Annotated in this window: 11 protein-coding genes; 2 read left to right on the top strand and 9 right to left on the bottom strand. The window is 65.0% G+C overall.

Translation table 11 applies throughout. From position 1 onward, the window contains the following. Positions 1-82 precede the first annotated feature (82 nt). Together Q0982_RS21725 and Q0982_RS21720 are read left to right on the top strand one after the other, a co-directional pair. A complete protein-coding gene (locus tag Q0982_RS21725; RefSeq protein WP_322097086.1) occupies positions 83-2,578 on the top strand; it encodes a TonB-dependent receptor in 2,496 nt (831 codons plus the stop codon). 45 nt (positions 2,579-2,623) lie between these two features. Further along, positions 2,624-3,958 (top strand): PepSY domain-containing protein, encoded by a 1,335-nt coding sequence (locus tag Q0982_RS21720; protein ID WP_299399703.1) that lies wholly within the window; start codon positions 2,624-2,626, stop codon positions 3,956-3,958. Between the two features lie 52 nt (positions 3,959-4,010). On the opposite strand, the gene phoB is transcribed toward Q0982_RS21720, so the two are convergent. The 9 genes from phoB to Q0982_RS21675 form a co-directional block, all read right to left on the bottom strand. Then, on the bottom strand, positions 4,011-4,703 hold the full coding sequence (phoB, locus tag Q0982_RS21715; RefSeq protein WP_299399701.1) for a phosphate regulon transcriptional regulator PhoB: 693 nt from the start codon (positions 4,701-4,703) through the stop codon (positions 4,011-4,013). Continuing rightward, entirely contained in the window at positions 4,700-5,452 is a 753-nt protein-coding gene (phoU, locus tag Q0982_RS21710) for a phosphate signaling complex protein PhoU (protein ID WP_299399699.1), read from the bottom strand. The genes phoB and phoU overlap by 4 nt, the downstream gene beginning before the upstream one ends. Before the next feature lie 67 nt (positions 5,453-5,519). Next, positions 5,520-6,323 carry a phosphate ABC transporter ATP-binding protein PstB gene (gene pstB, locus Q0982_RS21705; RefSeq protein ID WP_322097085.1) on the bottom strand — a complete coding sequence of 268 codons (804 nt, stop codon included), beginning with the start codon at positions 6,321-6,323 and terminating at the stop codon, positions 5,520-5,522. Between the two features lie 37 nt (positions 6,324-6,360). Continuing rightward, positions 6,361-7,665, bottom strand: a complete 1,305-nt coding sequence (pstA, locus tag Q0982_RS21700; protein ID WP_299399696.1) for a phosphate ABC transporter permease PstA — start codon at positions 7,663-7,665, stop codon at positions 6,361-6,363. After that, complete coding sequence (gene pstC / locus Q0982_RS21695) at positions 7,658-9,040, bottom strand: phosphate ABC transporter permease subunit PstC (RefSeq protein WP_299399694.1); 1,383 nt, start codon at positions 9,038-9,040, stop codon at positions 7,658-7,660. The genes pstA and pstC overlap by 8 nt, the downstream gene beginning before the upstream one ends. Positions 9,041-9,251: 211 nt before the next feature. After that, positions 9,252-10,274, bottom strand: a complete 1,023-nt coding sequence (locus Q0982_RS21690; protein WP_322097084.1) for a PstS family phosphate ABC transporter substrate-binding protein — start codon at positions 10,272-10,274, stop codon at positions 9,252-9,254. A 272-nt stretch (positions 10,275-10,546) separates the two neighbouring features. Then, positions 10,547-12,034, bottom strand: coding sequence for an ATP-binding protein (locus Q0982_RS21685; protein ID WP_299399691.1), 1,488 nt, complete (start codon positions 12,032-12,034; stop codon positions 10,547-10,549). A gap of 105 nt (positions 12,035-12,139) precedes the next feature. Further along, complete coding sequence (locus Q0982_RS21680) at positions 12,140-12,511, bottom strand: hypothetical protein (protein WP_299399689.1); 372 nt, start codon at positions 12,509-12,511, stop codon at positions 12,140-12,142. Positions 12,512-12,578: 67 nt separating this feature from the next. Beyond that, a partial coding sequence (locus tag Q0982_RS21675; protein ID WP_299399687.1) for an NADP-dependent malic enzyme occupies positions 12,579-14,752 on the bottom strand: 2,174 nt, incomplete at its 5' end.

Genomic DNA, 14,752 nt, shown 5'->3' with positions numbered 1-14,752 from the left:
GACGAATGCGTCGCATTCGCAAATAGGGGACCGGCACGGGCCTTCGTGCCGCGTTTTTGCGTGAGGGGGGATAGCAGTGAGGATGAAGGATCGAAGGACGCCGCGCCGTAGCGGCGTGATCGTAGGGGCCGGTCTTGCAGGGGTTGGCGGTGTTTTGCTGGTACTGCCCGCGGCGGCGCCAAAGGCCGGCGACTGGCAGCAGCAGCTCCTGGAGATGGAACGCGATGCCAGCACGCCACCGCTCCGCGCCATCAGCCTGCCCGCCGGCAATCAGATTGCCCAGGCCGCGACCCGGACCTTCGCCATCCCGCCTCAGCCGTTGTCCTCCGCCCTGACCCAGTTCGGGCGCCAGGCGGGCCTGCAGGTGGCTGTCGACAGCGCTTTGCTGGAAGGGCTTCAGAGCCCCCGCGTGGATGGCAATCTCACACCCGATGAAGCGCTGACCCGCCTGCTGGCCGACTCCGGCCTCGAATTCCGCTATCTGGACGCGACGACCGTGATGCTGACGGCTGCCCGCTCCGGCAGCCAGACCGCCGGTCCGGAGGCCGGTGAACCAGTGGTAACGGACAAAGTCGTCGTCTCAGCCTCGCGCTTCGAGCGGCCGATTTCCGAACTGCCCGCCTCCGTCACTGTTCTCGGCGAGCAGGAGTTGGAGGAACAGCCGAGCCTTCAGCGCGATCTGATCGGCGGGCTCTTTAAAGCCGTGCCGGGGATCAGCGTCCGAAGCCCGCTCGGCAGCAGTGGCGCACTGCGCGGGCGAGACGCGTCTTTTCGCATCAACAACATCGAAATCAACCAGCGCTTCCGCCCCTCCGCCAACGCGATCTACGACGTGCCGCCCTCCGCGTTCAAGCGGGTTGAGGTGGTCCGCGGAGCCGACGCCACCTTTGGCTTCGGTGCCAGCGGTGGCGCGGTCAACTTCCTGACCGCCCAGCCGGTTCCCGGCGAGCCGACCTTTCAGACCACGCTGGGGTTTTCGTTCCAGCCAACGGATCTGGAGGAAAGCATCAGCCCGGAGCTGCGCCAAAGCCTGACCGGCAGCGAAGGCGCCGTGGACTTCTGGCTCGAGGTAGGCGGCAAGATCAACGGGACGCTTTTCGATCCGGACGGCGATCCCTTGCCGGACAGCGACAGCACCTTCCCCAACAGCAATGTCATCGACGCCAACGCCGCCTTCACGGTCAACGTCGATGACGACTCGCGGATAAAGTTCACGCACTTCTTCGTCAAGACGGATCAGGAGCCTGAGTTCATTGCCGTGGCTGACGGCGATCCGGATACCGACACAAAAACCTCGACCGTGGATTTTGAGAGCTTCGGCGGCATCTTCGACGACTCCTTCCGCAGTCAATACATCGGAACCGTCAGTTACGAGAACGACGACGTCTTCGGCAGCCGGGTCAGCCTGACGGGCTATTACCAGGACCGATCCCTCCGGCAGATTCCCGGTGACGTCGGTGGCGGCACGATCCTGCAGGTGCGCGAGGACAATGAACGCCTGGGCGGCAGGCTCAGCGTCGAGACGCCGCTCGGGTTTCTTGACGACACCTTCTTCCAAGGGGCCGCGCTGATATGGGGCGGCGACGCCCAGGTCTTCGAGTACGAGGCTGAAGAAACCAACAACCTGGGACTTCCGGTGCTCTTCCTGGTTCCGGAAGCGACGGAGAACACCACGGCCGCCTTCGCGCAGATTCGGCTTCCGGTGACCGACTACTTCCTGTTGACCGGTGGACTGCGCTACGAATATGGCGTTGTGGACATCGGATCCGGCAATCTGTCGCCCTTTTTCGGTGGGCCCTTCGTGGGGGGCGAGGTCGATTACGATCAGTTTCTCTACAACGCCGGTCTCGTCTACTTCGCTACCGATGAAATTGAACTCTATGGCAGCTTTACCCAGGCTGCCGATGTGCTCGATCTGGCGCGTGCTCCGCGCCTGACCAGCATCACCTCTGCCGACCAAATCCGGCCAGAGCCAGCGACGACCGATCAGTATGAAATCGGCATCCGGGGCGAATGGGATAGAGTCCAGGTTTCGGCTTCGGCCTTCTACAGCGAATCCGATAGTGCCAATCAGTACGACGTTGTCCCGGGAACGGGATTCGCCGCCCCCGTGCGCCGCCCTCAAGAGATCTGGGGTGTTGAAGCGACGCTGGACACGCAGCCCTTTGAGGACTGGGGCTTCGGTGGCAGCTTCTCTTTCAGCGACGGTGAAACGGAACTGGAAAACGGAAACACCGTTGATCTGGGTCCCGAAACGGTCCAGTCCCCGCGCTTCACCGGATATGTCGGTTACAGCCCCTTCGCCTGGTGGCGCAACCGCCTGCAGGTCACGCATCAGCTTTCCGCCAACGCAAGCCCGGCGCTCAACGAGTTTGGGGTCGATGCACAGACCTTCGTGGACTTCTTCGCGGAACTCGACGCGGGGCCCGGCAAGCTTCAGATCGGCATCGAGAATCTCTTCAACACGACCGAGTTCAATCCGAGATCCCAGATAAACCGCAATTCGATCTTGGGTCAGACCGACCATGTGCCCTTTCCCGGCACGACGGTGGTGCTGCGCTACGCGATCAAGTGGTGACGTCGTGGGGCCGGTCGTGAAGGCAGCAGAGGAGGAGACGCCTGCATGACTTCGCGCGGCTGGTTTCGCGTACACAGCTTTACCGGCGTCATTACCGGTCTGCTGCTGTTCTTCGTCTGCTGGACCGGAACCGTTGCGACGGTCTCCCATGAGATCGACTGGCTGGTCACACCCGAGGCACGCGTTCAGCCAGACGGCGAGGCCCTGGGCTGGGAAGCCCTTGTCGGCGCGGTAAAGGCGGCCTACCCGGTCGAAGAGATCCACTTCCTGACCGCGCCGCTTTACGAAAGGTCGGCGGCCGAGATCGTCGTGGATCTGCCGGAGCAGCGCTTTGTGCGAGTGTATGTCGATCCCTACACCGGAAAACTGCAGGGTGCTCGCAGCGCGGTCAATCTGCAGCGCATCTTCCGCGACCTGCACCGCCGCCTCTTCATTCCCGGGTCGGCGGGCATTCTTCTGGTCTCGGCCTTCGGGCTGACCCTTCTGGTCTCATTCATCACGCCGCTGATTTTTTACAAGCGCTGGTGGCGGCGGTTCTTTTCCTTCCGCGCCGGTTCGCCGCGGGCCTTGTGGAGCGAGCTTCACAAGCTGAGCGGTCTCTGGGGCCTTTGGTTTGTCGCGGTCATCGCCATAACCGGGGTCTGGTACGGCATTGAAGCCCTCAAGGTGGTTCCGGGTGTCCAAGGGCCCGGCGCTGCAGCGGAGGCAGAGGCGCCGCTGCCGCTTGACCGGCTTTTGGCCAGTGTCCGCGCTGCACGGCCGGACCTGCGCATCGAAACGATTGTCCCTCCTGGCGGCCGCTTCGGAGGGGCGCTCTACGCGGAAGGTCAGACCGGGTCCATCCTGGTGCGGGACCGGGCGAACCACGTGATGGTCGGGGCCCGCGACGGCTCGGTGCTGACGAACTACAAGGCGGGCGACGGGGGCCTCTACGTTCGCTGGACCAACACGGCCGACCCGCTTCACTTCGGCGACTTTGGCGGCCTTGTTTCCAAGGCAATCTGGTTTGTCTTTGGCGTTGCCCTTTCCGGGCTTTGTCTGACCGGCGCCTATCTGCATGTCTTGCGCCTGAGTCGGGCGGCCGGCCGGCCGACAGCGAACCGGTGGTCCGGAATGAGGACCGTACTGGCGGGTTCGCTCATGGTCGTCCTGGCCAGCCTGCCGCTGGGATACCTGCGCTACCGGGCGGCGGGCCCGGTCATCGATGGCACACGCCATCTGCCGGAGCTGGCGCCTGGGGTGACCGCGTTTCTGGCGCTTTGGGTCTTGCTGACCCTGGCGGTTCTCCTTGCCTGGATCGTCATGCTCTGGCGTGCGGGCGGCGAATCTTCCAGGCAGACTGCGCTTGGCGCCCAACGACCCAAGACGGATTGCGTTTGAGCGCAAGCCTGCGAAGAAGCTTGGGCGTGCGACTGCAAGCAGGACGGCGCCGTCAGGGGCCGGGCCGGTCCAGCGAGTAACCGGCAGAACGCACGGTGCGGATCAGGTCTTCGCTGCCGTTCTGGTTCAGGGCCTTGCGCAGCCGGCGGATATGCACATCGACCGTGCGCGGCTCCACATAGACATCGCGCCCCCAGACCGAATCGAGAAGCTGCTCGCGGGTGAAGACCCGGCCGGGGTTCTGCATCAGATGCCGCAGCAGGCGGAACTCGGTAGGGCCAAGGTGTACGTCATGGCCGTTGCGGCGGACCCGGTGGGCCGCCAGATCCATGGCCAGGTCCTCGAAGGCCAGCATTTCGCTGCTGAGCTCCGGCTTGCTGCGGCGCAGGACCGCATTGATGCGCGCGATCAGCTCGGCCGGCGAGAACGGCTTGGTCATGTAGTCGTCGCAGCCGCTGTCGAGGCCGCGGAGCTTGTCGCTCTCCTCGCCGCGCGCCGTCAGCATGATGATCGGCACACGCTTGGTGTCCGGCTTGCTGCGCAGTTGGCGGCAGACTTCGATGCCGGACATCAGCGGCAGCATCCAGTCGAGCAGGATCAGGTCCGGCACCTCTTCCGCCGCCACCACCAGTGCTTCTTCGCCGTCGCTCGCGGTGTTCACCCGGAAGCCGGCACCCTCCAGGTTATAGCGCAGCATGGTGACCAGGGCTTCCTGGTCCTCGATGATCAGAACAAGAGGTCTCACGCGCCCTCCTTCTCCTTCCCGTCCTGGGCGGCCTCTTCGCCTTCGGGTTCGACAACCTGAAAGCTCGTGGTGTCGCTCTTCGGTCGTCCACCTTCGATGCGCTTGCCCGTCGTAAGGTAGTACGTTGTCTCGGCGATGTTCGTGGCGTGGTCGCCGATGCGCTCCACGTTCTTGGCGATGAACAGCAGATGGGTGCAGGGCGTGATGTTGCGCGGGTCTTCCATCATGTAGGTCAGCAGCTCGCGGAAAAGCGCCGTATACATCTCGTCGACCTCTTCGTCGCGATGCCAGACGTCCAGCGCACGGTTGGCGTCGTGATTGGCATAGGCGTCGAGCACGTCCTTGATGATCGCCTGCACCAGCTTGGCCATGCGCGGAATGGATCGCACCGCTTCGTGGTGCGCCAACTGGTTCAGCGCGATGGTGCGCTTGGCGATGTTCTTGGCGTAGTCGCCGATGCGCTCCAGGTCGCTGGAGATCTTCAGCGCCGAGATCACCTCGCGCAGATCGTTGGCCATGGGCTGGCGCAGTGCCAGGGTGCGGATCGCGTCCTCGTCCAGTTCCAGATCCATCTGGTCGACGGCTTCGTCGCCCTTCACGACCTTCTCCGCCAACGCGGAATCGCGCCGCACCAGGGCGTCGATCGCGCCGGCAAACTGCGCCTCAGCCACACCGCCCATGCGCAGCACCACGGTGTTCAGCTGCTGCAATTCTTCGTCAAAGGACTTGACGATGTGTTCGCTGTTCATATCTGCCGGTCCTTCGGCTTGGCGAGAGTGGTCGGGCTAGGGTGCTAGCGGCGCGGCGTCCCCGGGGTCACCCGAAGCGGCCGGTGATGTAGCCCTGGGTCCGCTCGTCGCGCGGATTGGTGAAAAGCTGTTCGGTGTCGCCGACCTCGACCAGGTTGCCGAGATGGAAGAAGGCGGTCTTTTGCGAAACGCGCGCCGCCTGCTGCATCGAGTGAGTGACGATCACAATGGTGAAGTTCTGCCGCAACTCGTCGATCAGTTCCTCGATCTTCGCCGTGGCGATCGGATCGAGGGCCGAGCAGGGCTCGTCCATCAGGATCACTTCCGGATTGACCGCGATGGCGCGGGCGATGCAAAGGCGCTGCTGCTGGCCGCCGGAAAGACCGGTGCCGGGGGAGGTGAGGCGGTCCTTCACCTCCTCCCAGAGGCCGGCGCGCGAAAGGCTCAGTTCGACGATGTCGTCGAGCTCGCTCTTGCTCTCGGCGATGCCGTGCAGCCGCGGGCCATAGGCGATGTTGTCGTAGATCGACTTGGGAAAGGGGTTGGGTTTCTGGAACACCATGCCCACCCGCGCGCGCAGCTGCACCACGTCCAGCCCGCTGCGATAGACATCGATGCCGTCCAGGGTGATCTCGCCTTCCACCCGGCAGCCGTCGATGACGTCGTTCATCCGGTTCAGGCAGCGCAGGAAGGTGGACTTGCCGCAGCCGGAGGGGCCGATCAGCGACGTCACCTGATTCTCGCCGATATCCAGATCGACGTCGCGCAGGGCCTGGCTCTCGCCATAGTAGACGTCCGTTTTGCGCGAGGTCATCTTCGGCGAGTTCCTGAGGGCCGGGCTTGGCGCGGCGGCTTCTGCGACTGCTTCCATTGCGGTCTCCACTATCGTTCGATCCTGCTGTCCTTCTCTACCACTGGCGCTCGAAGCGCTTGCGCAGCAGAACGGCAAGGGCGTTCATGAGGATAAGGAAGCCCAGCAGCACCATAATGGCACCGTTGGTCTTCTCGACAAAGGCGCGCTCGGGCGCGTCGGCCCAGAGGAAGATCTGCACTGGCAGGACGGTCGCCGGGTCGGTGACGCCGCCGGGAATGTCGACGATGAAGGCGACCATGCCGATCATCAGCAGCGGCGCGGTCTCGCCCAGGGCCTGTGCCATGCCGATGATGGTTCCGGTCATGATGCCCGGCAGCGCCAGCGGCAGCACGTGATGGGTCACCACCTGCAGGCGCGAGGCGCCGACGCCCAGGGCGGCTTCGCGGATTGAGGGCGGAACGGCCTTCAGGGCGGCGCGCGCAGCGATGATGATGGTCGGCAGGGTCATCAGCGCGAGCACCATGCCGCCGACCAGCGGCGCCGAGCGGGGCAGCCCGAAAATGCTGAGGAACACCGCCAGGCCCAGCAGCCCGAAGATGATCGAAGGCACCGCCGCCAGGTTGTTGATGTTCACCTCGATCAGATCAGTCCATTTGTTCTTCGGCGCGAACTCTTCCAGGTAGACCGCGGAGAGCACGCCGATGGGGAATGTCAGGACCAGGGTGATGAGCAGGGTGTAGAACGACCCGACAACGGCACCCCAGATGCCGGCCTGCTCCGGCTCGCGCGAGTCGCCGGCGGTGAAGAAGGTGGTGTTGAACTGCGTCTCGATCGCGCCGTCGGCCTCCAACGCTTCGATCCAGACGATCTCGTTGTCCTTCACCCGCCGGTCGGACTCCGGCAGCGTGCGGTCGATGTAGCCTTTCACCAGGCTGTCGATGTCGTCGGAGGACTTGACCCAGAGGGTTTGCGTCGTGCCGATGATCGACGGGTCGGAGAGCACTGCGTCACGCACGTCCAGCCCGGCGCCGTTGGAGAGGATGCCGTAGAGCTTGAGGCGGTCGCGGCGTCCGCTCACATCGGGAAAGCGGTCGCGCAGGCTCGTCCGCAACAGGCCCTGATAGTCGGCGCGGCCCATGATCTGCGGGTCGTTCGTGTCCTGCGGGTCGATGACCTGCGGGTCCAGGTAGACCGGAACGGCGATGTGGGTCTGGACAAAGGCGGTGTAGCCGTTCAGCACGATGGTGCCGATCAGCAGGCCCAGAATCGCCAGCGCGGCGAAAATCGCCATCAGTCCGTAGGCCCGGAAGCGCTTCTCCGCGGCGTAGCGGCGGCCCAGACGTTCTTCCGAGAGGTCGGCGCGGCGCAGGGCCGCGGTAGGTGCCGTGCTGTCAGTCATATTTCTCTCGGTACCTCCGGACCACGTTCAAGGCGATCACGTTGAGCGTGAGTGTAACGGCGAAGAGCACCAGCCCCAGGGCGAAGGCCGCCAGGGTCTTGGCGCTGTCGAATTCCTGGTCGCCGACCAGCAGGGTGACGATCTGCACCGTCACGGTGGTAACCGCTTCCAGCGGATCGGCGGTCAGGTTGGCGGCCAGGCCCGCAGCCATGACCACGATCATGGTCTCGCCGATGGCGCGGCTCATGGCAAGCAGAAGGCTGCCGACAATGCCGGGCAGGGCGGCCGGGAAGATCACCTGCTTGATGGTCTCCGACTTGGTCGCGCCGAGGGCAAAGGCGCCGTCGCGCAGTGCGCGCGGCACCGCGTTCATGACATCGTCGCTCAGCGAGGAGACGAAGGGAATGATCATGATTCCCATGACCACGCCCGCGGCCAGCGCCGATTCAGAAGAGACGGTCATGCCGAGCGACTCACCGGTGCGGCGAATGAAGGGGGCCACGGTCAGGGCGGCGAAAAAGCCGTAGACCACTGTCGGCACACCGGCCAGGATTTCCAGCATCGGCTTGACGATGGCGCGCATGCGCTGCGGCGCGTACTCCGACATATAGATGGCCGAGAACAGGCCGATCGGCACCGCCACGCACATCGCGATGAAGGTGATCAGCAGCGTACCGGCGAAGAGCGGAATGGCACCGAAGGCTCCCGAGGCGCCAACCTGGTCCGCGCGCAGCGCGGTCTGCGGGCTCCACTCCAGGCCGAAGAGGAACTCATACCAGGGAACCCGCGCGAAGAAGCGCATGGCCTCGAACAGCAGCGACATCACGATGCCGATGGTGGTGAGGATTGCGATGGTCGAAGCGATGATCATCAGCACGCTGACCGTGCGCTCCACCAGATTGCGGGCGCGCAGTTCCGGCGAGATGCGCTTGCGCGCGAACGCCAAGCCGAGCACGGCAATGGCGATGGCAACCACCGTCATGGCGGCGTTGCCGATCTGGCGCACAGAAGCGTAACCGTCTGCGGCGGCCTGCAGCGAGGCATCGACCTCGCGGCTGACGATGTTGCCGGAAGCCAGGTTCTTGACGTCGTTCAGGAGCAGCGAAAGCCTGTCTTCCGGCAGGCTCTGGATGTCTTCCGGCAGATTGGAGATCAGCATCCACTCGGCGACATGCGGCTCCAGGATCAGCCAGAGCGCCATCAGCAGAACGCTCGGGATGCCGCACCAGAGCGCGACGTAGAAGCCGTAGTATTGGGGCCGCGAATGGAGCGTCGACGGGTGGCCGCCGCTCACAGAACGGGCGCGCCGTTGTCCGAATTGGTAGCCGACGGAGGCCAGTACCAGCAGGATCGCGATAAGGAGAAAGCTGTTCATGGCGGCCCATCGGATCTCGAGGAAGGAGCCTGCCTGCGCCCTTCCCAACGCACCCTTCGCGGTCGAAGGGCCGGGGCGCCGGCTTTGTCACACCTTGGCGGTGATTGCTCCGACCGGTTCTGTGATTGCAGGTTTCATTGACGTTGTTCTTGGGGAGCGAGTCCGGCGGAGATCTCTCTCCACCGGACTCTCACCCGATTACATGCCCCGATTACATGCTCAGGGGAGCCATGCCGTTAGCCGACTCCATCATCGACTTACGGTCGCCGGTGGGCAGCGGGATCAGACCCTTTTCCATAAGGTAACCCTCGTCGCCCCAGGCCTTGTCGGAGGTGAACTCGGCCACGAACTCCTTGATGCCGGGGATGGTGCCGACATGCTCCTGCTTCACATAGAAGTAGAGCGAGCGGGAGATGCCGTACTCACCGGAAGCGATGTTCTCGAACTCCGGCGCAACGCCACCGACGGTCGCGCCCTGCAGCTTGTCGGCGTTCTGGTCGAGGAAGCTGAAGCCGAAGATGCCGAGTGCATTCGGATTGGCTTCCAGCTTCTGTACGATCAGGTTGTCGTTTTCGCCGGCCTCGACGAAGGCGCCGTCTTCACGCACGGAATGCGCAGCGGCCTTGAAGGCATTCTTGTCCAGAGCCTTGATCTCCGGGAACTCCTCCGCGGCGGCTTCCATCACCAGCTCGACGAAGGCGTCGCGGGTGCCGCTGGTCGGCGGCGGGCCCAGAACCTCAATGCGCTCGGCGGGCAGCGACAGATCGATGTCGCTCCAGAGCTTGTTGGGGTTGGCGACCAGCTTGCCGTCGACCGGGATCTCCTTGGCCAGAGCCAGGAAGATCTGCTTCTTGGTCAGGGCGAAAGGCGAATGCGCCTTGGAGTTGGCCAGGACAATTCCGTCAAAGCCGATCTTCACCTCGGTGATAGTGATGCCGTTTTCGCCGCACATCTCGAACTCGGACTGCTTGATGCGCCGCGAGGCGTTGGTGATGTCCGGATGCTCGGTGCCCACGCCGGCGCAGAACAGCTTCATGCCGCCGCCCGAACCGGTGCTCTCGACCACCGGGGTCTTGAAGCCGCTGGTGCGGCCGAAATTCTCGGCCACTGCCGTGGAGAAGGGGAAAACGGTCGAAGACCCGACGATGCGGATCTGATCACGCGCCTCGGCCAAAGCCGGCGCGACCATGACAAAGCCGGCAACGGCCGCCACGGCTAGCGTTCTTTTGCTCACGGGGAGTACCTCCGCTGAATGCCCATTGGTGATGTTGTCTCGATGTTGCCTTCCGGCGATTTCCCTTCGGCCCTCTCAAGGCCCAAGCCGGGAACAACGTTGGCGCCGACCTCTCGTCGGCGGGCCCAAACTACGGTCGCTCAGCGATGGTATTACTGCAGATTTGTGACAGTTAGATGACAGACACGGAGATTCTCGATATTTCCACTGTAAATTAACCTTTTCCCGGGCGAGGGCCTCCCGCGGCGCACGCCCGAGGGCAAAGAATGCCTTCAGGAGGCCTTGGACTGCGTGGGCGCAAGGCCGGCCTCAGCCGGCACGGCGGAGGGCAGATAGACCGAGAAGGTCGCCCCCTCGTCAGGGCGGCTCTCGATCTCCAGGACGCCGCGGTGGCGGTTGACGATGTGCTTCACGATCGCCAATCCCAGGCCGGTCCCGCCAAGGCGCCGCGAACGGCCGCTGTCGACGCGGTAGAAGCGCTCGGTGAGGCGCGGGATGTGCTCGCGTTCGATCCCCTCGCCCTCATTGAAAACCGAGATCTTCACCCCGGCGCGGCCCAGCCGGCGCTCGCCGGCGCCGCCCTTGGACAGCGGCCGGGCCGCGACCCGGATCACGGTGTTCTCGTAGCCGTACTTCAGGGCGTTATCGAGCAGGTTCTGGACCACCTGGGTCAGCTCGTCGTAAACGCCCACCACCGGCGGCAGAGCTTCGCAGGCGAGGTCGATGCGCATGCCGTAGCGCGCCGCCTCCAGCTCCAGGGTCGAGCAGGCGGAGCGCAGGATCTCCGCGACATCGCACTCGCTGTCCGGCGGGGTGTGCTCCTGCAGTTCGATGCGCGACAGCGACAGCAGGTCGTCCACCAGGCGCGACATGCGGTGCGCCTGTTCTTCCATGATCTTCAGGAAGCGGATCTGCGCCTCCTGATCTTCCAGCGCCGGGCCGCGCAGGGTCTCGATGAAACCGATCAGGCTGCTGAGCGGTGTGCGCAGCTCGTGGCTGACGTTGGCCACGAAGTCGGCGCGCATGCGCTCGGTCTGTTTAACGCCGGTCAGATCGTAAAGCGCGATCATCAGCCGCGCCTGCTGCGGCGCGGCCGCCGGCAGGCGCAGCACCCGTGCGGCGATGCTGCGCTCGACCTTGCCGGGGATGGAAAACTCCACCGCTTCCTGCTCGCCGCCCTGCAGCACCGCGTCGACGGCGGCCAGCAGGTCCGGGTTGCGCAGGCCGAGCGCCAGATCGCGGCCGGCGAGGTCCTGTCCCAGCAGGGCCTCGGCGGCGGGGTTCAGGCGCAGCACCCGGCGGTTCTCGGCCACCAGGATCAGGGGGTCGGGCAGACCCGCCAGCACCGCGGCGTTCATCGCCATGGTGTCCTGCAGGTCGTTGCGCCTTGCCCGCTGTTCGCGCGCCGTCTCGGCGATGGCGTCCACCAGCCCCGGCGACAGCAGGTCGCCGCCGGAGGGCGCCGGCGGCAGCGGGCTGTCGTCGCCGGCCTCGCGCAGCCGGCCGAGATAGCGGGTCAGGGTCCGCACGCGGCGAAAGTGCTGGTTCAGCATCACCGCCATCAGCGCCAGGATCGCGACGCCGCCGACGACGGCGGCCGTCATGGCGAGCTGTCCGCCCAGCACGAAAGCGCCAAGGATCAGCGCCACCGGAACGCAGAGCACCACGGTGGCCAGCACCACCCGTCCATAGAACGGCGGCGGTGCGTCGGTCTGTGGCGTGGCGGCCCTGGCCGGACGGTCTGAGGGCTCTTCGATCATGAACGGCTGCCGGACATGGGCGGTTTGTGGGGCGCAATCACCTGCAAGTCAACGCGCATATTAGCATGTGCCTGCGCCCGAGGTCGTGAAGGTTTTGCAATGGCTTCACTGGGGATTGGCAACGCGGCGTTTGATGTATCGGTGCATAAGCCAGTAGACCAGGATCATGGTGCCGGTGGTCGCGACGAAGAGAGTTCCTACTTCCACCGGCTCCGCCGCGAGGCGTTCCGGCATCTGGAGGGGGAGAAAGAAGACGATCATCAGACCCAGGCAGACCACCCCCCAGGTCCGAAAGGCGGTCAGCGTCCAAGGCTTCATGCGCCACAGGCCAAGGGTCGTCGCCCCTGCCGTGAGCGCATAGGCGCCCATTATGACATCGATGTAGACGGGCCAGCCGACTTCTTTGGTTGCAGATAGTGCTGCCCCGAACACAGCCCAAAACGTCAGCCATCCCATCCACAGACTGAGCAAGGTCACGCCGAGCGGGCGTTTCCGCGCTGCACCGCTCTCAGGCGCTTCTGCAGGCATGGCGGCAGCCGCCGGTTCAGAGCAGCTCGCCGGTGGTCTGGGACTCGTAGGCCGCCAGGGCCGCGGCGGTGACCAGATCGTTCACCGTGGCGCCCAGCTGCACCACCTGGGCGGGTTTGGCCAGGCCGATGAGGACCGGTCCGATGACCGTGCCGCCGCCGCCCTGCTGGACCAGCTTGGCGGTGATGTTGGCCGAATGCAGACCCGGCATCACCAGGACGTTGGCCGGGCCGGAGAGGCGCGAGACCGGATAGTGGTCCTGCATCAGGTCGTAGTTCAGCGCCACGTTGGCCTGCATTTCGCCATCGTATTCGAAGTCGGGCTCGCGCAGGTCGAGTATCTGGACCGCATCGCGGATGCGCTGGGCTGCCGGGTGCCAGGGGTTGCCGAAGTTGGAATAAGACAGCAGCGCGACCCGCGGCTCGTGGCCCATGGCGCGCGCCTGGGCGGCGGCCTGCATGGCGATGTCGGCCAGCTGCTCGGCGTTGGGCAGTTCGTGCACCGAGGTGTCGGCGATGAAGACGGAGCGCCCGCGCATGACCATGATCGAAAGGCCGAAGACGCGCTGCTTGGGCAGCGGATCGATGGCGCGGCGGATGTCCTCGTAGGCGACGCCGAAGCTGCGCGTCAGACCCGTCACCATGGCATCGGCCTCGCCGCAGGCGACCATGCAGGCGGCGAAGACGTTGCGGTTCTGGTTGGCCATGCGCTGACAGTCGCGGCGCAGGGAGCCGCGCCGTCCCAGGCGCTTATAAAGATAGTCGACGTAGCGCGCGTTGTTGCTCGACAGCCGCGCGTTGTGAATCTCGAGCTGGCTTTTCTCCAGGCCGATGGACTTCATGGTGGCGCGCACGATCTCCTCGCGCCCCACCAGAACCGGCGTGCCGTAGCCGGCCTGCTGAAAGGCCAGGGCGGCGCGGATGCTGCGCTCCTCCTCGCCTTCGGCGAAGACCACGCGCTTGGGGTTCTGGCGCACCTTGTCGAAGATCCGCTGCAGGCTGGAGGCGGTGGGGTCGAGGCGGGCGGAGAGTTGTTGCTCGTAAGCTGCCATGTCGTCGATGGGCTGCCGCGCAACGCCGCTGTCGATCGCCGCCTTGGCCACTGCCTTGGGCACGGCCACGATAAGGCGCGGGTCGAAAGGCGCCGGAATGATGTAGCTCGGGCCGTAACGCAGCGCCTTGCTGTGATAGGCCTGGGCGACCTCGTCCGGCACGTCCTCGCGGGCCAGTTCGGCCAGGGCCTGGGCGGCAGCGATCTTCATCTCCATGTTGATGGTCGAGGCGCGCACGTCCAGCGCGCCGCGGAAGATGTAGGGAAAGCCGAGGACGTTGTTGATCTGGTTCGGATAGTCGGACCGCCCGGTGGCGACGATGGCATCCTCGCGCAGCTCGGCCACCTCCTCCGGCGTGATCTCCGGGTCCGGGTTGGCCATGGCGAAGATGATCGGCTGATCGGCCATGGAGCGGATCATCTCCGCCGTGAAGGCGCCCTTCACCGAAAGCCCCATGCAGACATCCGCGCCCTCGAAGGCGTCTTCCAGACTGCGCGCCTTGGTGTCGACGGCATGGGCCGACTTCCATTGGTTCATGCCCTCTTCACGGCCCTGATAGATGACGCCGCGGGTGTCGCAGAGCACCACCAGGTCGTGCGGCACCCCCATGGCCTTGATCAGCTCGGCGCAGGCGATGCCGGCGGCACCGGCACCGTTGATCACCACCTTGGTCTTCTCAATGGAGCGGCCGGTCAGCGCCAGGGCATTGAGGAAGCCGGCGGCGGTGATGATGGCGGTGCCGTGCTGATCGTCGTGGAACACGGGAATGTCCATCAGCTCCTTCAGCCGCTCCTCGATGATGAAGCATTCCGGCGCCTTGATGTCTTCCAGGTTGATGCCGCCCCAGGACTTGCCGAGAAAGCGCACGCAGTTGACGAAGTCGTCGACCTCGCGGGTGTCGACCTCCAGGTCGATGCCGTCGACGTCGGCGAAGCGCTTGAAGAGGACGGCCTTGCCTTCCATCACCGGCTTGGCGGCCTGGGCGCCGAGGTCGCCGAGACCCAGCACCGCGGTGCCGTTGGAGATGATGGCGACGATGTTGCCCTTGGCGGTGTAGTCGTAGGCCTTGGCCTCGTCGGCGGCGATCTTCAGGCAGGGGACGGCGACGCCGGGGGAGTAGGCCAGCGAGAGGTCGCGCT

The organism is Pelagibius sp., assembly GCF_028281305.1.
Lineage (GTDB): Bacteria > Pseudomonadota > Alphaproteobacteria > Kiloniellales > Kiloniellaceae > Pelagibius.
This window is presented reverse-complemented; position numbering and strand designations above follow the sequence as displayed.